At 58.5% G+C, this 16,890-nt stretch carries 16 protein-coding genes; 5 read left to right on the top strand and 11 right to left on the bottom strand.

Going from position 1 to position 16,890, the window contains the following annotated elements; genetic code table 11:
- Positions 1-52: 52 nt before the first annotated feature.
- From AO726_RS05005 to miaB, 4 genes are all read right to left on the bottom strand, one after another.
- Positions 53-892, bottom strand: a complete 840-nt coding sequence (locus tag AO726_RS05005; RefSeq protein WP_058066936.1) for an HlyC/CorC family transporter — start codon at positions 890-892, stop codon at positions 53-55.
- Positions 893-926: 34 nt separating this feature from the next.
- The gene (ybeY, locus tag AO726_RS05000) at positions 927-1,379 is read right to left on the bottom strand and encodes an rRNA maturation RNase YbeY (protein WP_058066935.1); all 453 of its coding nucleotides are present in this window, start codon (positions 1,377-1,379) and stop codon (positions 927-929) included.
- Positions 1,372-2,376 carry a PhoH family protein gene (locus AO726_RS04995; protein WP_058066934.1) on the bottom strand — a complete coding sequence of 335 codons (1,005 nt, stop codon included), beginning with the start codon at positions 2,374-2,376 and terminating at the stop codon, positions 1,372-1,374. Before AO726_RS04995 ends, ybeY begins: the two co-directional genes overlap by 8 nt.
- Before the next feature lie 125 nt (positions 2,377-2,501).
- Positions 2,502-3,845 carry a tRNA (N6-isopentenyl adenosine(37)-C2)-methylthiotransferase MiaB gene (gene miaB, locus AO726_RS04990; RefSeq protein WP_058066933.1) on the bottom strand — a complete coding sequence of 448 codons (1,344 nt, stop codon included), beginning with the start codon at positions 3,843-3,845 and terminating at the stop codon, positions 2,502-2,504.
- Positions 3,846-3,980: 135 nt separating this feature from the next.
- Between miaB and AO726_RS04985 the strand changes: the two genes are divergently transcribed.
- On the top strand, positions 3,981-4,304 hold the full coding sequence (locus AO726_RS04985; RefSeq protein ID WP_058066932.1) for a DUF1820 family protein: 324 nt from the start codon (positions 3,981-3,983) through the stop codon (positions 4,302-4,304).
- A 21-nt stretch (positions 4,305-4,325) separates the two neighbouring features.
- Here AO726_RS04985 and AO726_RS04980 read toward each other — a convergent pair whose 3' ends face one another.
- From AO726_RS04980 to AO726_RS04960, 5 genes are all read right to left on the bottom strand, one after another.
- Positions 4,326-4,877, bottom strand: a complete 552-nt coding sequence (locus AO726_RS04980) for a tetratricopeptide repeat protein (RefSeq protein WP_058066931.1) — start codon at positions 4,875-4,877, stop codon at positions 4,326-4,328.
- Positions 4,878-4,971: 94 nt separating this feature from the next.
- Positions 4,972-5,616 carry a DUF6962 family protein gene (locus AO726_RS04975; RefSeq protein ID WP_058066930.1) on the bottom strand — a complete coding sequence of 215 codons (645 nt, stop codon included), beginning with the start codon at positions 5,614-5,616 and terminating at the stop codon, positions 4,972-4,974.
- On the bottom strand, positions 5,616-6,905 hold the full coding sequence (hemL, locus tag AO726_RS04970; RefSeq protein ID WP_058066929.1) for a glutamate-1-semialdehyde 2,1-aminomutase: 1,290 nt from the start codon (positions 6,903-6,905) through the stop codon (positions 5,616-5,618). The genes AO726_RS04975 and hemL overlap by 1 nt, the downstream gene beginning before the upstream one ends.
- Positions 6,906-6,949: 44 nt before the next feature.
- A complete protein-coding gene (gene thiE, locus AO726_RS04965; RefSeq protein WP_058066928.1) occupies positions 6,950-7,576 on the bottom strand; it encodes a thiamine phosphate synthase in 627 nt (208 codons plus the stop codon).
- 14 nt (positions 7,577-7,590) lie between these two features.
- Positions 7,591-8,385 carry a bifunctional hydroxymethylpyrimidine kinase/phosphomethylpyrimidine kinase gene (locus tag AO726_RS04960; RefSeq protein WP_058066927.1) on the bottom strand — a complete coding sequence of 265 codons (795 nt, stop codon included), beginning with the start codon at positions 8,383-8,385 and terminating at the stop codon, positions 7,591-7,593.
- Positions 8,386-8,603: 218 nt separating this feature from the next.
- Between AO726_RS04960 and AO726_RS04955 the strand changes: the two genes are divergently transcribed.
- The 3 genes from AO726_RS04955 (at position 8,604) to AO726_RS04945 (ending at position 13,382) form a co-directional block, all read left to right on the top strand.
- Positions 8,604-10,982 carry a hybrid sensor histidine kinase/response regulator gene (locus tag AO726_RS04955; RefSeq protein ID WP_058066926.1) on the top strand — a complete coding sequence of 793 codons (2,379 nt, stop codon included), beginning with the start codon at positions 8,604-8,606 and terminating at the stop codon, positions 10,980-10,982.
- Between the two features lie 112 nt (positions 10,983-11,094).
- Positions 11,095-11,733 (top strand): TetR/AcrR family transcriptional regulator, encoded by a 639-nt coding sequence (locus AO726_RS04950; RefSeq protein ID WP_058066925.1) that lies wholly within the window; start codon positions 11,095-11,097, stop codon positions 11,731-11,733.
- Positions 11,733-13,382, top strand: coding sequence for an acyl-CoA dehydrogenase family protein (locus tag AO726_RS04945; protein ID WP_058066924.1), 1,650 nt, complete (start codon positions 11,733-11,735; stop codon positions 13,380-13,382). Before AO726_RS04950 ends, AO726_RS04945 begins: the two co-directional genes overlap by 1 nt.
- A 35-nt stretch (positions 13,383-13,417) precedes the next feature.
- On the opposite strand, the gene AO726_RS04940 is transcribed toward AO726_RS04945, so the two are convergent.
- Positions 13,418-14,578: an MFS transporter gene (locus AO726_RS04940; RefSeq protein WP_058066923.1), complete on the bottom strand. Its 1,161-nt coding sequence runs from the start codon at positions 14,576-14,578 to the stop codon at positions 13,418-13,420.
- A 296-nt stretch (positions 14,579-14,874) separates the two neighbouring features.
- Here AO726_RS04940 and amn point away from each other — a divergent pair, with 296 nt between their 5' ends.
- Positions 14,875-16,404, top strand: a complete 1,530-nt coding sequence (gene amn, locus AO726_RS04935) for an AMP nucleosidase (RefSeq protein ID WP_241492049.1) — start codon at positions 14,875-14,877, stop codon at positions 16,402-16,404.
- On the opposite strand, the gene AO726_RS04930 is transcribed toward amn, so the two are convergent.
- A complete protein-coding gene (locus tag AO726_RS04930) occupies positions 16,401-16,847 on the bottom strand; it encodes a GNAT family N-acetyltransferase (protein ID WP_177330534.1) in 447 nt (148 codons plus the stop codon). The two genes, amn and AO726_RS04930, sit on opposite strands and share 4 nt — an antisense overlap.
- Positions 16,848-16,890 lie beyond the last annotated feature (43 nt).

Here is a 16,890-nt window from a genome sequence, read left to right as displayed (position 1 = left end):
CGTGGAAGAGGCTAAAACAGACAGGCCACCCGTTGCGGGTGGCCTGTGAGGATCATTGGCTGATCGGGGTCAGGCGCAGCAAGTGAATGCGGCGGCTATCTGCGTTGACGATACGGAAGCGGTAGTCGCCAATCTCAGTGACCTCATTGCGCTTGGGCAGGCGACCAAATGCGCCCATAACCAAGCCGCCGACGGTGTCGAATTCGTCGTCGGAGAACTCGCTGTCAAACGCTTCGTTAAAGTGCTCAATCGGTGTCAGGGCTTTGATCAGGAAATCACCGGAGGGCAGCGGCTTGATGTAGCTGTTTTCCTCGATATCGTGCTCGTCTTCAATATCACCGACGATCTGCTCGAGAACGTCTTCAATGGTGACCAGGCCGGCAACACCGCCGTACTCATCAATCACCACCGCCATGTGGTTGTGATTGGCGCGGAACTCGCGCAGCAGCACGTTCAGGCGCTTGGACTCGGGGACGAAAGTCACCGGGCGCAGCAGGTCCGTGATGTTAAAGGTGCTGTGATCCTCCTGAAGGATCAGGGGCAGCAGGTCCTTGGCCAGAAGAATGCCCTGTACGTCATCCAGGTTTTCGCCGAAAACCGGGAAACGCGAGTGGGCGGATTCAATGATCGAAGGCAGGAACTCTTTAGGAGTCTGGTCGGATTTGATGCTGATCATCTGGGATCGCGGAACCATAATGTCGCGAACTTGCAGGTCGGCGACTTGAATGGCGCCTTCTACGATGGCCAGTGCTTCGCTGTCGAGCAGGTTGTTCTGGTGTGCTTCACGCAGAACTTCCAGCAGTTCCTTGCGGTTTTTCGGCTCATGAGCAAAAGCTTGGGTCAGTTTGTTGAACCAGGACTTATGCTCGTTGCTCGATCGGTCTTCGCTCATGATGGGGTACTCAGGAACCTTCTATCAGTTTGGGTTAATCATCGTATGGGTCGGGGTGACCCAGTTCAGCCAGCAATTCTCGTTCCAGCGCTTCCATTTCTTCGGCTTCATCGTCTTCAATGTGGTCGTAGCCGAGCAAATGCAAGCATCCGTGAATAACCAGATGCGCCCAGTGGGCTTCCAGTTGTTTGCCTTGTTCCTGTGCTTCGCGCTCCACAACGGGGACGCAGATAACCAGATCGCCGAGCAGCGGGATATCCAGCAGCTCGTCCGGCACATCAGCAGGGAAGGATAGGACATTGGTTGCGTAATCTTTATGACGCCAGGTGTGATTCAGCTCCCGACCTTCGGCTTCATCAACCAGCCGGATGGTCAGCTCGGAGTCGCCTGTGCGTTGGCGCAGGGCGATTTCACACCAGGCGCGGAAGTCTGCTTCAGCGGGCAGGTTAGTGCCCTTACTGGCAATTTGCAGGTCCAGTTCAATCATGCTGCTGGCTCTGAGCTGGAGCAGGCTTGCCGCCTGTGCGCTCATCAAAACGGTCGTAGGCTTCAACGATGCGCTGTACCAGCGGATGGCGCACCACGTCCTTCGGCTTGAAGTGGGTGAAGCTGATGCCAGGTACATCACGCAGCACGTCAATCACGTGGGTCAGGCCGCTCTTGGTGCCGCGGGGCAGGTCGACCTGAGTTATGTCACCGGTGATCACTGCTGTGGAGCCGAAGCCAATACGGGTCAGGAACATTTTCATTTGTTCCACGGTGGTGTTCTGGCTTTCGTCGAGGATGATGAAACTGTTGTTCAGTGTGCGGCCGCGCATGTAGGCCAGCGGCGCAACTTCGATCACCTGTTTCTCGATCAGCTTGGCGACTTGTTCGAAGCCGAGCATTTCGTACAGCGCGTCATACAACGGGCGCAGATACGGGTCGATCTTTTGGCTCAGGTCGCCGGGCAGGAAACCGAGCTTTTCGCCGGCTTCAACTGCCGGACGGACCAGCAGGATGCGGCGGATCTGCTCGCGCTCCAAGGCATCAACGGCGCAGGCAACGGCCAGATAGGTCTTGCCGGTACCGGCCGGGCCAATGCCAAAGTTGATGTCGTGATCAAGGATAGATTTGACGTAGCGCTGCTGGTTAGCGCCGCGCGGGCGAATCATGCCTTTACGGGTGCGCAGGGCGATATTCAGGTCAGTGGTCGGGTTGACCAGCTCCTCAACCCCAGACTCCTGCAGGAACAGGTGAACCATCTCCGGTGATAACTCGGCGTTTTGCGCTTCGCGATAGAGGCGGCGCAGCAGTTGCTCGGCGGAGTTGGTTTTTTCGGCAGCGCCCACCAGTTCGAACTGGTTGCCGCGGTTGCGGATTTCGATGCCGATGCGCTGTTCGATCAGGCGCAGGTGCTCGTCAAATTGGCCGCACAGGTTGGCAAAGCGGCGAGCTTCAAAGGGTTCGAGGATGAAACGACGAGGTTCTATAGGTGCGTTCAAGGTCGTTAAATGGCCGCCAGTCGGCAGAAAAAATAAGTTGAAAGCATAGCGCTAGCAGTCCGCAGTTGGAAGCATGACGGCGGACGCCTTCCCGGACGGTATTCGGGAAGGCGTCGGGCGCGCTCTTAATGGTTGGTCGCAGGGCTCACCAGGGTGCCGCGCAGGGAGTTGGGTAGGGCTTCGTCGATATAGATGTCGACGAACTGGCCGATCAGGCGCGGGTTGTCGCTGCGGAAGTTGACCACGCGATTGGTCTCGGTCCGGCCTTGCAGCATGCCCGGGTCTTTCTTTGAGTAGTCGCTGACCAGAATGCGTTGCACAGTGCCCGCCATGCGGCGGCTGTTCTCAAAGCCTTGCTGGTTGATGCGTTGCTGCAGAATCGCCAGACGCTGCTTCTTCACTTCCATCGGCGTGTCGTCAACCAGGTCGGCTGCCGGTGTGCCGGGGCGAGCGCTGTAGATGAACGAGTAGCTGAAGTCGAAGCCGACTTCCTCGATCAGCTTCATGGTCTGCTCGAAGTCTTTTTCGGTTTCGCCGGGGAAGCCGACAATAAAGTCCGAGCTGATCAGAATGTCCGGCACAGCAGCGCGTAGCTTGCGAATACGGGACTTGTATTCAAGGGCCATGTGATTGCGCTTCATCGCCGCGAGAATGCGATCTGAACCGGACTGTACCGGCAGGTGCAGATACTTCACCAGTTCAGGAATATCAGCGTGGGCCTGGATGATCGCATCGGAGAACTCCAGCGGATGGCTGGTGGTGTAGCGGATGCGGTCGATGCCGTCGATGGCGGCCACGGCGTAAAGCAGCTCGGCGAAATCGGCAATCTTGCCGTCACGGGTGGTGCCGCGGTAGCCGTTCACGTTCTGGCCCAGCAGGGTGACTTCGCGCACGCCGTGTTCAGCCAGGTGGATGATTTCAGCCAGTACGTCTTCCATCGGGCGGCTGACTTCTTCGCCACGGGTGTAGGGCACAACGCAGAAAGTGCAGTACTTGCTGCAACCTTCCATGACCGATACGTAGGCGCTGGGGCCTTCGACGCGCGGTTCAGGTAAGCGGTCGAATTTCTCGATTTCCGGGAAGCTGATATCGACCTGGGCGGTTTTGGTCACGCGCGCAGCGTCGATCATCTCGGGCAGGCGGTGCAGGGTCTGCGGGCCGAATACCACGTCCACATAAGGAGCGCGGTCACGGATGGCCGCGCCTTCCTGGCTGGCCACGCAACCGCCCACGCCGATCACCAGATCCGGGTTGGCTTGTTTGAGCTCACGCCAACGGCCAAGCTGCGAGAACACCTTGTCCTGGGCTTTTTCCCGGATCGAGCAGGTGTTGAGCAGGATGATGTCGGCATCCGCTGCGTGCTCGGTGACTTCAACGGCCTGATGCTCGCCCAGCAGGTCGATCATGCGCGAGCTGTCATACTCGTTCATCTGGCAACCGTGGGTTTCGATGTAAAGCTTCTTGGTCATGCTTGCTCAGAAATGAGAATTCGAAGAACCGCGCATTATAGGCTTGCCGGGGCCAGGTTCCTAGCGTTGCCTGTCTGGTGCGTATGCTATGATCCGCTACCGTTCCATCAACTTATCCACACGATCTGTAGAGTTATGAGTAGTCGCGATCCTATCTATAAGGTGATCTTTCTCAATCAGGGGCAGGTGTACGAGGTGTACGCCAAGCAGGTGTTCCAGAGTGACCTGTGGGGTTTTCTGGAGGTTGAAGAATTCGTCTTTGGTGAGCGTAGTCAGCTGGTTGTAGATCCCAGTGAGGAAAAGCTGAAGGCGCAGTTTGATGGCGTATTGCGCAGCTTTATCCCGATGCAGGCAGTGATTCGCATTGATGAGGTCGAGCGCTTGGGCACGGCCAAGATCAGTGAAGCTAAGGGTGGCGGTAATGTCATGCCGTTCCCGATGCCAATGCCGGAAAAGTAACGCTCAGGGCGTTAGGCTGCCTTAGGGAAGTGGCGCGAAGGGTGAACGCAGCAGATCGGTGTTCTGTAGTTCCAGCAGGTAGTTGCGGAAGATCTGCCCCAGCACTTGAGTCGCCACTTCCAATTCGCTGTTAGGCATTTGCGCGGCAATCACGTCAGCGTCATCCATGGCTTCGTCGGAGCCATTGACCGCTGCCATTTTCAAGACAATGTAAGCCTGCATGGCATTGGCCGGCACACCTTCGCCGTGAAAGAACATCATGCCCAGGCGGTATTGAGCTTGCGCATGACCTTGCAGTGAGGCTTGTTCGAACCAGTGCAGGGCTTTGTCGAGATCGCGTTCGGTGTGTTCGCCCGAGTAATAGAGTTCGCCCAGTTCATACACCGCTTGCAGGTCGCCACTGTTGGCTGCTTTCTCACAGGCTTCGAGTGCCGCTGGAAAATCTTCCGGTCCGGCGTTCAAGGCGCAGCTGCTGGTTGCGGGGATCAGCAAAGAGTTGCCGCCCGCATTGGCGAGCAGTGGCAGCAGGAGCAACAGGCAGCCCAGAGAGAGGGTGCAGCCGGTGCGTTTCATGAAAATCCGTTTACCTCTGGAGCAGTACAGGCGAAAGACCCGGCGAGCGGGTCTGACGCATTATGAAATAAGCCTTGTTGTTCTTTCAAAGCCTTTACCGGTTTTCTTCTGATCTGTGCTTGGCCAGTCTGCCTGTCAGACTCGTTAGTAGCCAGAGTAGCAGTGGATAGGCAATGCTCAGGAGGATGTGGAACAGGTCGACGCGGTGTACCGCGCCCATCAGTCCGTGAGTGCCCACTGCCAGTCCTGCAATAGCAAACAGGGCGACTGCCGCAACTGCGGGAATCAGGCTCTGCCGGTTTGGCCACTGTCTCAGCCCCGCCACAAGAATCATCAGCAAGGTACCGAGGCTGATGGCCAGACGGTAGTCGTCGAGGTGATCCATCTGCCGGAACAGCTCGAAAAACGCGCATAAGCCCAGCAATAGGCGGCCCCAATTGGCTCGGCTCCAGTTCCAGCCCATGCTGATGGAGAGCGCCGCGGCTCCCAGCAAAGGAAAACCGAGGAAGGTGCTGGCCTGGGTCAGCCAGGCGTGGGCTGCCTGGGCGGCGGGGTCAAAGCCAAAATGGATGACCCCGGCACTGGCGGCTACTGCGGGCAGCAGGAAACCGAGCAGGGCGCAGAACAGCGCAGCCTGAAGCGCCTCGCTCTGGCTCTTGCGCACCTTGCTGATGGCAAAGGTGCAGGCGAAGCAGGCGAGGGCGAGGATCGCGTCAGTCAGCGCGGTGCTGTATTGCATCAGGCTTTCTTCAGCTCGGCGAAGGCACGCTCAGCGGCGTCTAAGGTGATCTTCAGTTCTTCGTCGCCGTGGGCGATGGAGGTGAAGCCCGCCTCGAATGCGCTCGGTGCCAGGTAAACGCCGCCGTCCAGCATCAGGTGGAAGAAGCGTTTGAAGCGTTCTACGTCGCTGGCCATTACGTCGTCGAAGGTGACGATGTCATCTGCCGCGCTGAAGTAAAGGCCGAACATGCCACCGGCCTGGGTGGTTACGAACGGGATGCCTGCGGCGTCGGCGCGCTCTTGGAGGCCTTTGAGCATGCGCTCGGTGTAGTCGGTCAGAGCAGCGTGGAAGCCCGGGCGTTTGATCAGGTTCAAGGTGGTCAGGCCAGCGGCCATAGCCAGCGGGTTACCTGAAAGCGTACCGGCTTGGTAAACAGTGCCCAGCGGGGCGATGCATTCCATGATCTTGCGCTTGCCGCCAAAGCAGCCCACCGGCATGCCGCCGCCGATGATCTTGCCGAAAGTGCTCAGATCCGGGACGACGCCGTAGTGCGCCTGAGCGCCACCCAGGGCAACACGGAAGCCGGTCATGACTTCGTCAAAGATCAGCACCACGCCGTGTTTGTCGCACTGTTCGCGCAGACCTTGTAGGAAGCCCGGAGCTGGCGGTACGCAGTTCATGTTGCCGGCGACCGGTTCAACGATGATACAGGCGACGGTGCTGCCCACTTCGCTGAGCATCTTTTCAACGGCTGCCAGATCGTTGAACGGCAGGGTCAGGGTGTGCTGGGCGAAGCTTGCCGGAACACCGGCAGAGCTTGGCACGCCTTGGGTCAGAAGGCCGGAGCCGGCTTTAACCAGCAGGCTGTCGGAGTGACCGTGGTAGCAGCCTTCAAACTTGATGATGTTGTCGCGGCCGGTGTAGCCACGGGCCAGGCGGATGGCGCTCATGGTGGCTTCGGTACCGGAGCTGACCATGCGTACCATTTCCATGGAGGGTACGAGGCTGCAGACCAAGTCAGCCATCTCAGTCTCCATGGCCGTAGGCGCACCGTAGGACAGGCCGTGCTGCAGTTGCTGGCGCACCGCTTCCAATACGTCCGGGTGGCTGTGGCCGAGAATCATTGGGCCCCAGGAGCCGACGTAGTCAACGTAGCGCTTGTTGTCTTCGTCGATCACATAAGCGCCTTCGGCGTGCTTGAGGAACAGTGGGGTGCCGCCCACGCTGCGGAAGGCGCGGACTGGCGAGTTAACACCGCCTGGAATGTGCATCTGGGCGTTGTTGAAAAGCATTTCGGAACGGGACATGGCAGAGCCTCGCACTATCAGGTTGGGCATTGGCCCGGAAAATATTAATGGGTGGCAAATAGTTGGCTGAACGCTTCGGCGCGGCGTTCCACCTCGGCCGCTGTGTCGGCCGCAAACAGGCCCTGGACCACTGCCAGCATGCTGGCGCCGTGGGCGATCAGCTGTGGTGCGTTCTCCAGGGTTACGCCGCCAATGGCCACAATGGGCAGTGACAGGCGGGCGCGGGCCTCATCCAGCAACTCAAGGCTGGCTGAAGGTGCGCCGGGTTTGGTGTTGGAGTTAAAGAAGCGGCCGAAGGCGACGTAGTTTGCACCTTCCTGTACGGCTGCATCGGCCAGCTCCATCTGGCTGTGGCAAGTACTGCCGATAATCGCTTGGCGGCCGAGCAGGGCGCGGGCGACCGAGAGCGAGCCGTCGCCCTGGCCCAGATGCAGGCCGACGCCAAGACGCGCAGCCAGTTCGGCGTCGTCATTGATGATCAGTTTGGCACCGTACCGCTCGCACAATTCGCGCAAAGTTTCGGCCTCGCGCAGGCGGCGGGCATCTTCGCTGCTCTTGTCACGGTACTGCAGCAGGCGCGCGCCGCCTTTCAGGGCAGCTTCAACGTAGGGGATCAGGCGGCCGCTCAGGAGCTGGGTATCGGTGATGGCGTAAAGGCCACGCAATTTCATTGCAGCGATTCCTTTTAGCTGAAGTCCAGAGGCAAACGGCGAGGGATGTACTGGCCGTGTCCGGGTTGTTCGGCATCGCGCAATGTGCGCCAAGTGTAGTCCAGGGCGAACTCGACAGCACTGACCAACTCCTGCCCAAGGGCCAGCCGACCGGCGAGTGTACTGGCCAGTGTGCAGCCTGAACCGTGATAACTGCCGGGCAGGCGCTGACAAATGAAGGTGTGCAGGCTGCCGTCACGGCTGTATAAGCGGTTGTGCACTTCTTGCTCATCGCCATGGCCGCCGGTTATCAGCAGGTGACGAATGTAGGGCAGCAGTTTTTCTGCACACTCATCGGCGCTGCCATCGGGCAGATCTGCCAGGATGCGGGCTTCGGGCAGATTAGGGGTGGCTATCGTCGAGGCTGCGAACAGCCGCTCACGCATCGCGAAGCCGACCTCATCTTTACCCAGTGCACCACCGCCGCCTGCGCGCAGGACCGGATCGCATACCAGCGGCACACCGGGCAAGCGCTGCATGATCTCAAGGACGGTGTCGACCATCTCGACCGAACCCAGCATGCCGAGTTTGACCGCCTCAACCTGGACGTCATCGATGATCGCGTTGGCCTGGGCCAGCACCCAGTCGCGGTCGAGTACGCGGAAGTCGGAGACGTTGACGGTGTCCTGAACGGTCAGGGCAGTTACAGCCGGTGCGGCATGACAGCCTTGAGCCAGAAGGGCTTCGATATCTGCCTGCAGGCCAGCACCGCCAATGGGGTCGTGACCGGACAAGCAGAGAACTACAGGGCGAGAAGTAGGTGTTTTCATGGGAGGCGAGCTTACCACCAAACCGTGTGGAACTGGCCGCTGACTGGGACTAAAACGAACGTATCAAAAATGTGGCAGCGGACGGCTCGGCACTATAAAACAAATCAGCATTGAGGACCTGTTTACGTGACTGCATGGTTCCTGTTTCAGCCTGTGCTAGAGTCCTTTGAACTCGGAACTTATTACTTCCGTACGACTACAAGAACAGAATGCGTTGTATGCCTTATATCGTCCTTTGCCTTCTTTTGATGTTGCCAGTCTGGGCGCAGGCCGTGGTCTTTGACGAGACCACGCGTGTATTGCCTCTGGGGCAGAAGATGATGGTGTTCGAAGATGTGCGGGGTGACACCACGATCGAGGATGTAACGTCCAGTACGATGCAGAGGCAGTTTCGCCGACATCCCGTACAGACCTTGAATGCGGGCCTGTCATCATCGGTTTTTTGGGTCAGGGTTGATTTGGAATATCAGCCGACTGGGGCTGGGCAAACTCACCCCTGGTGGTTGGTGCTGAGTTATCCGCCACTGGATGATGTGCGCCTTTATATGGCGGATGCTGACGGACATTTCCGTCTCAGGGAGCAAACCGGCGATACGCTGCCGTACTCCAGCCGGAACATAAAACGTGGCAACTATGTCTTTGAATTGCAGCTGGAGCCCGGCCGCACTCAGACCGTTTACCTGCGCATTCAAACCCAAGGGGTTTTGTTAGTTCCGCTTAATCTATGGTCGCCCAAGGCATATCTGGAGGAACTGCCAGTCTGGCACTATCTGCTGGGTGGGTTCTTTGGAATATTGGTGGTGATGACGGTATACAACCTGTTCATCTTTATCAGTGTGCGGGACATCAGCTACCTCTATTACATCCTTTATATTTCGTCTTTCGGTTTGTATCTGATGACGCTGAAGGGGCTTTCCACAGAGCTGTTGTGGCCGGAAAGCCCGGCCTGGGTCAATATGTCCATGCCGTTCTGGATCGCCTCTTCCTGTCTGTTCGGGGCTCAGTTCGTGCGCAAATTCCTGCATATGTCTGAGCACAGCATATGGATGGACCGCTTTCTGATTTTCATGATGACGGTATCAGCCATCATCATGCTGATGAGCTTGGTGGCGGACTATCGTTTGCCGATGCTGCTGGCCACTTACCTGACACTTATCTGCACGATCACAGGGTTTATCTGCGGTGTTATGGCCTGGCTCAAGGGCATGCGTGTTGCGCGCTATTTCATCATTGCCTGGACGGCGATGCTGATTGGCTCGCTGGTCAGTGCTCTGATGGGGATCGGTGTGGTTCCCTCCAATATATTGACGATGAACTCCAGTCAGATTGGTTGTGTTCTGGAGGTCAGTCTGCTGTCGCTGGCGCTGGCTGACCGCATTAACGGGATGAAGGAAGAGCGGGCGCGCATTCTTCAGGAGACCAGCATCAAGCTCGAAGCGCTGAACCGCGAGCTGGCTGATAACAACATTCTCAAGGACCAGTTTCTGTCTACCGTCACTCACGAACTGCGCACGCCTATGGTCGGCGTTCTGGGATCGCTCGAGCTGATGCAGACCGAGCCAATGGAACCAGAGCTGGCTCAGTACCACCGAACCGCTTCTACCTCGGCCAAGAGCATGATGGGGATGGTGAATGACATTCTTCACCTGACAGAACTACAGGCAGGTCGCCGTTACCCCCGCCATGAGCCATTTAGTCTGCGCGGTTTGGCTGAGGGGCTTAGGCTGAACTATCAGCAGCGGGCCAGCGAGAAGGGATTGGATTTCACGGTGAGCGTGGATGAAGACTTGCCTGATCTGTTCGAAGGTGATGCCAGCATGATTGTGCAAAGCGTCAATTGCCTGCTGGATAACGCCCTGAAATTCACCCACAGCGGCTGGGTCCATCTGAGCTTCGGGGCAGGGCCCGGCGATGCTGCGGCAGTACCGCTGTTGATTGAAGTGACTGACAGTGGCGTCGGCTTTGAGGTCGATGGGCAAGACAAGCTGTATCAGCGCTTTCAGCAACTGGATGGTTCCAACTCCAGAGCATACGGAGGCCTGGGAATCGGTCTGGCTATCTGCAGGCAACTGGTCATGCTGATCGGGGGCAAGTTGAGCCATGACTCGAGACCGGGGCAGGGTAGTCGTTTTGTCATCACCCTGCCCAATCTTGTGGTGCCCAAGAAGGTTGAGGCAGTTGCGGCTTCGAAAAATAGCGGGCCGGTGCTGAGGCAACCGCAAGATTGCACCGTCTTGCTGGTGAAGGCTAATCCTGTGAACCGCCTGCTGTTGCGGGGGATGTTGCTGCGTCTTGGTTACCAGGTGCTCTGCGCAGAGAGTGGTGAGCAGGCCCTGCAGATGTTAAGCAGTGGGCGGATCGACGCGGTATTACTGGACGTGCAGATGCCCAGTATGGACGGCTTTGCCACCTGCCGTATGCTGCGCCAGATACCCGGCTGTGAAATGCTGCCGGTGTTGGCCCTGACTAGCCATGAAAGCCGCGATAGTCGCGCGCGCTATGTGGCAGCAGGGATGAGCGACTATCTGATCAAACCCGTGCGTTTTGAACAGTTGCGTAGCAGCTTGAATGACTGGGTTTTGAGCCGATCTGGTTGAGTGTCGCCCCATCGTCAGCTGGCCGAAACGACGCTATTTCTGCCCGGAATCACCCTTTTAGCAAGATATGAATCCTGATTCACTGATTAAAGAATGAATCAGGGTTCAGACTATGGCGTACCGCACCACAGCTGTCCGTATCGACCGCGATCAGGCTCTTCGTGAGCGCATCATCGCCTGTGCGCTGGAGCGCGTTGCTGAAGATGGATTTGCGGCGTTGACCATGCAGGCGTTGGCTGAAGAGGTGGGGATCGCCACCGGCAGCCTGTATCGCCACTTTGCCGGTAAGGGCAGCCTGGCCGCGACCGTCTTTGCGGTGGCCAGTCAGAGAGAGGTGGATGCCCTTAAATCAGTAATCGCTGCATCGGGCGACCCGTCCCTGCGTCTGCGCCAGGGCGTGGAGCGCTTTGCTGCGCGGGCTTGGAACAGTCGCCAATTGGCCTTTGCTCTGATTGCCGAACCGGTTGAGCCGGAGGTAGATGAGCAGCGCCTGCGTTTTCGTGAAGCCTACGCCGGTCTGTTTGCTCAGCTGCTGCAAGAAGGACTGGAGCAAGGCGCATTCTGCGCCCAACCGGTCAACCTTGTTTCGGCCTGTCTGGTCGGTGCCATTGCTGAAGCATTGGTCGGGCCGTTGTCGCCTCAGGCCCGTGCGGTACGTGAGGCCGGTTATCCCACCCCAAGCCTGGAGGAGGTCAGCCAGGCCCTTGTCACCTTTTGTCTGCGCGCCGTCGGCGCCAAGGAAGCTCAGTGATGAATGCCAGCCAATACGCTGAAACCCATGAAGTGTTCAATCAGGTGCCTTCTCTGGACGGTGCCAACCTGTATCGCATCGACTTGCCCTTGCAGGAGTGGATTGCCCGCTTTGGCGGTGCCTGGGGCGAGGAGCGTCTGAATGCTTACGGTGCCTTGGCCGGCGGTCCGCTGATGGCGGCCGGTTTTCTCGCCAATGAGCACAAACCGACTTTGCGTACTCATGACCGCTACGGTAATCGCATTGATCAGGTGGATTTTCATCCGGCCTACCACGAGCTGATGAAGGCAGCGATTGAACACGGTTTACCGTCGCTGCCCTGGACTCAGCCGATTCAGGGGGCGAACGTGGTTCGGGCCGGTTTGGGTTACCTGCACAGCCAAGCTGAAGCCGCTTCGGGCTGCCCGCTGACCATGACCTTTGCAGCTGTGCCTGCAATCAAGCTGCAGCCGGATGTGGCAGAAAAGTGGCTGCCAAAGATTCTGGCGACCGAATACGACCCGCGTAACGTGCCGATGGAGCAGAAAGCCGGCGTGACTATCGGCATGGCCATGACCGAGAAGCAGGGCGGCACCGACGTGCGTGCTAACACTACGCGCGCCTATCCGGTTGGTGTTGGTGGGCCGGGGCAGCTGTATGAGCTGGTCGGGCACAAGTGGTTCTGTTCCGCGCCCATGTGCGATGCCTTCCTGACCTTGGCGCAAACTGAAAAAGGCCTGACGTGCTTCCTCGTGCCGCGCCATCGTCCGGATGGAACGCGCAATCAGTTCTATATCCAGCGCCTGAAAAACAAGCTGGGTAACTGGGCTAACGCTTCCAGTGAGATCGAATACCGTGGTGCGCTGGCCTGGATGCTGGGTGAAGAAGGGCGTGGCGTGCCGACCATTATCGAAATGGTCGCCATGACCCGTTTCGATTGCATGATGGGTTCCAGCTCGCTGATGCGTCAGGCTCTGACTCAGGCCAGTCATCACTGCGCCAACCGCAAAGTCGGCGGACGTGTTCTGGCTGAGCAGCCGCTGATGCAGAACGTGTTGGCTGATCTGGCATTGGAAAGCGAAGCCGCACTGGCGCTGACCCTGCGCATGGGCAAGGCACTGGATAACCCACATGACGAACAGGAAGCCAAGTTCGCCCGTCTGGTGACGGCGGTTGGTAAATACTGGATCTGCAAGCGCGCACCGGAAATGGTCGCCGAAGCCAGCGAGTGCATGGGCGGGGCCGGTTATGTGGAAGAAACCATCATGCCGCGCCTGTACCGTGAAGCGCCGGTCAACTCGATCTGGGAAGGCTCCGGCAACGTGCAGTGTCTGGATGTGCTGCGTGCACTGTCGAAGGAGCCGGGCGTGCTCGATGCGCTGTTCCACGAGCTGGGCGATGGTCACGGCGATCGCGCCCTGGCTGGGCACATTCAGCAACTGAAAAAGGCCTTCAGCGATACCTCGGACATCCAGTACCGTGCCCGTCAACTGACCGAGGACATGGCCGTTGGGCTGCAGGCCAAGCTGCTGCTGGAGGCGGGCAACAGCACCGTCTCTGACGCCTTTATTGGCAGCCGCATTGCCCGCCAGTCACGGGTTTACGGCACGCTTGAGCGTGGTGTGGATGTTGAAGCGCTTCTGGCCCGTAGCACACCGGCTGTGCTGTAACGCAGGCACTCAGGCCAGTGCGGCTGGCCTGAGTTTTATTGGGCGCTGGCGCGAATCCTTCGAGCCCCGCCCAAACTCAATATGGCTGCCACGACGAACACGCTGGCAGCCAGACTCAGTGCCAGTGGCAGGCCGTGGGAACCGCTATTCATCAGGACACCGCTGAGCAACGGGCCGCTCAGGCTGCCGATACCCCAAAGCATGCCGACGCAGGCATTGGCGGTGACCAGATCGCTGCCGCGAAAATCCTGTCCGATCAACACCAGCGCCAGTGTGTAAATGCCGCCGGCTGCTGCACCTATCAGTACCAGTGCAGGCCAGAGCAAATGGCTCTGGCCGATGAGCCACGGCAGCGCCGCGCCGATGCTCAACGTCACCACTCCGCACAGCAAATGCAAACTGCGCCGGTCGAGGCGGTCGCTGAGCCAACCCAGCGGCACCTGAAACACCATGTCGCCAGCCAGAATAATGCTCGCCATCAACGCAGCAACGCCAAGGGCATAGCCGTGGCTGCTGGCGTAAACCGGAAACAGCGAAAGCACGACGGCATCGAAGAAGGCAAAGAACAGCACACCGATACACAACGCCGGGGCGATCTTTATAAAGCCGATGAGGGAGAAACTGCGCTGTTCGCTTTCATTCTCCGCGCCCGATTGGGCGGGCAGGTAACGGGCAATTAGGATCAGTGCAATAAGGTTGGCCAATGTGACCAGAGTCACCAGTAGCGGACTTTGAGCGCCGAACAGGCTGATCAGTGCCGGACCAGCCAACTGAAAGCCGGTAAAGCTGGCCGCATACAGCGCAACAATCTGGCCCCGGCGGTTTTCTTCACACAGCTCATTGACCCAGGATTCGCCCAGAATCACAGCTATGCCCATCGCCACGCCCAGCAACAAGCGTGAAACAGCGAGCCATACCAGGGATTCGTGGAACAACTCCAGCGCAGCGACGCTGACCGCGCACACCGCAAAGCAGGCTATATAAAGATGACGGCCACTGAAGCGTTGAGTCAGAGGCTTTGTCAGAAGTGCGGCGAGAATCATCCCAGCAGCAGGAATGGCACTGATCAGACCAATCAGCAGAGTGCTCGCTCCGGCTTCATGCAGGCGCAGCGAAACGAGCGGCAAAGTGGAGCCCATACTCAGACCCACAACCGATGCAGAAAAAATTAACAGCGATAACAACCAGCGATTCATAACCGACTCAGCCTTTTGGGCAAGACAAAAACAGACCGACATCGCACTGGTGCGATGACTAGGGAGATAACAACTCAGGCTGTTTAGCAGTGAGGCGAGAAGGTAAACGCAAAGAGCACGCTACGGCGCCGGCGTTGCAGAGCATCGCGGGGCCAGGTGCGGCATAGCCAGGCGGGACTCGGGTGAGTCGCACAGGTCGGGGATATGAAAGGCAACATCTTGCGGGGATACGGCGGAAAAGGCCGGCAGTCTAGGCACATACGTACCTAGGGTCAATTACTGACTGACGATTGAACATGGCTGGGGCATTCTGGTCTGTGAGAGATTGCCAGCACTCATTAGAAAGGGAGCAATGTATGTCGTCAGATTCGGACTTTGTAGCGGTCAGCAGTGCCGAAGAGGCTGTCGACCGGCTTATCGCACTTTATCAACAGGCCAGTCAGGCGTTGCGTCAGGCGTTGAAGGCTTATCTGGCGAATCGGGAGCGTCCAACAGCGGATCAGCAGCGGCTGTTCCGCTATCCCGAGTTGCGTCTGCACTATGCCTGCCTGGAAGAAGTTCCGGCCAGTGTGCGGGCGTTCGCTAAGGTCCAGGTGCCGGGGATGTACCGGGTCACCGTGACCCAGCCCGAGGCCTTCCGCAAATATTTGCTGGAGCAACTGCGCCCGTTGCTGGCGGAGTTCAGCGTGCAGCTGGAAGTAGGCTTGAGCGAGCAAAACATCCCGTATCCGTATGTGGTTGAGCAGGGTGACGAGCTGGGTGGAAAGGGCGTGACTGCTGCTGAGTTGGCGCGGGTGTTTCCAAGCACGGATCTGTCCGCCGCGACCGACGGCATCGCAGATGGACTGGAAGATTGGGAAAGCCGTGAAACCTTACCGCTGGCGCTGTTCGACGCGGCCCGCACGGATTTCTCTCTGCGCCGTCTGGTGCATTACACCGGCAGCGACTGGCGTCATGTACAGCCTTGGATTCTGCTGACCAACTATCACCGCTACGTGGATCAGTTCATCCGTCATGGTCTGGATGTGCTTCAGAGCGACTCGCGCTTCAGTCAGATGGTGCTTCCGGGCAACGTGGTGGTGAAGCGTGGCATGCCCGAAGACGAGATGCAGGCGATTATCGAGACAGTGGTCTGGCACCGCTATCAGATGCCGGCCTATCACCTGAAAAGCGATGATGGCCACGGCATAACCCTGGTCAATATCGGCGTCGGCCCGTCCAACGCCAAAAACATCACCGATCACCTGGCCGTGCTGCGCCCGCATTGCTGGCTGATGATTGGCCACTGCGGCGGTCTGCGTCAGTCGCAGACCATCGGCGACTACGTATTGGCCCACGCTTACATGCGTCGCGACGGCATTCTCGATCGTGTGCTGCCGCCGAATATTCCGTTGCCAGCGCTGGCCGAAGTGCAGCAGGCCTTGCAGGAGGCGGCCAAGCAGGTCACTGGTGAAGAAGGCGATGAGCTGAAGAAACGCCTGCGTACCGGCACTGTACTGACTTATGACGACCGCAACTGGGAGCTGCGTTGGGCGCAGGAACGGCCGTTGATCAACTTGTCTCGCGCGGTGGCGGTGGATATGGAAAGCGGCACCATCGCCGCTCAGGGGTATCGCTTGCGTGTTCCGTACGGGACCTTGCTGTGTGTGTCAGATAAGCCTCTGCACAGCGAGATCAAACTGCCCGGTGCCGCTGGTGCGTTCTACGAGAGGGCGGTGACTCAGCACCTGCACATCGGCATTACTGCGCTGGAACTGCTGCGCGGGCAGGTGACGTCACTGCACTCACGCAAACTGCGCAGCTTTGACGAGCCGCCGTTCCGTTAATCGCGGTGTGCAGCGAGCTTCAGATGCAGAATCGGGAAGGGCCGGCCGCCGCCATCCAGCGGTGAGCGGCCGGTCACTTCAAAGCCTTGGTTGAGGTAGAAAGCCACGGCTTTCGGGTTCTGTTCATTAACGTCAACCTCAGTCGCGCCAAGGCGGTTGATGGCATCATGTAGCAGCGCTTTGCCCAAGCCTTTGCCGTGGGCCTCTGGGGCGACAAAGAGCATTTCCACCTTGCCATCTGCATATCCGCCAAAGCCTGCAATCTCGCCCTGCTCATCCCGGATGCAGATCAGTTGCACGTTAGGGAAATACTGGCTGATCAGTAAGGGTTTGATTAACTGCAGATCGGCCTCCGGGAGAAAGTCGTGGGTGGCCCGAACGGCCGCTTCCCAGATATCCACAAGGCGGGGCAGCTCCGCAGCGGTGGGAGTTTCAATGCGCATGGCGATAATCCTGTATCTGCGAGGGTGGTTAGTCTCGGTTAAA

The organism is Pseudomonas sp. TTU2014-080ASC, from assembly GCF_001446935.1.
GTDB lineage: Bacteria > Pseudomonadota > Gammaproteobacteria > Pseudomonadales > Pseudomonadaceae > Aquipseudomonas.
Note: the sequence above shows the minus strand (reverse complement) of the source record. Positions and strands in the feature narration are given on the sequence as shown.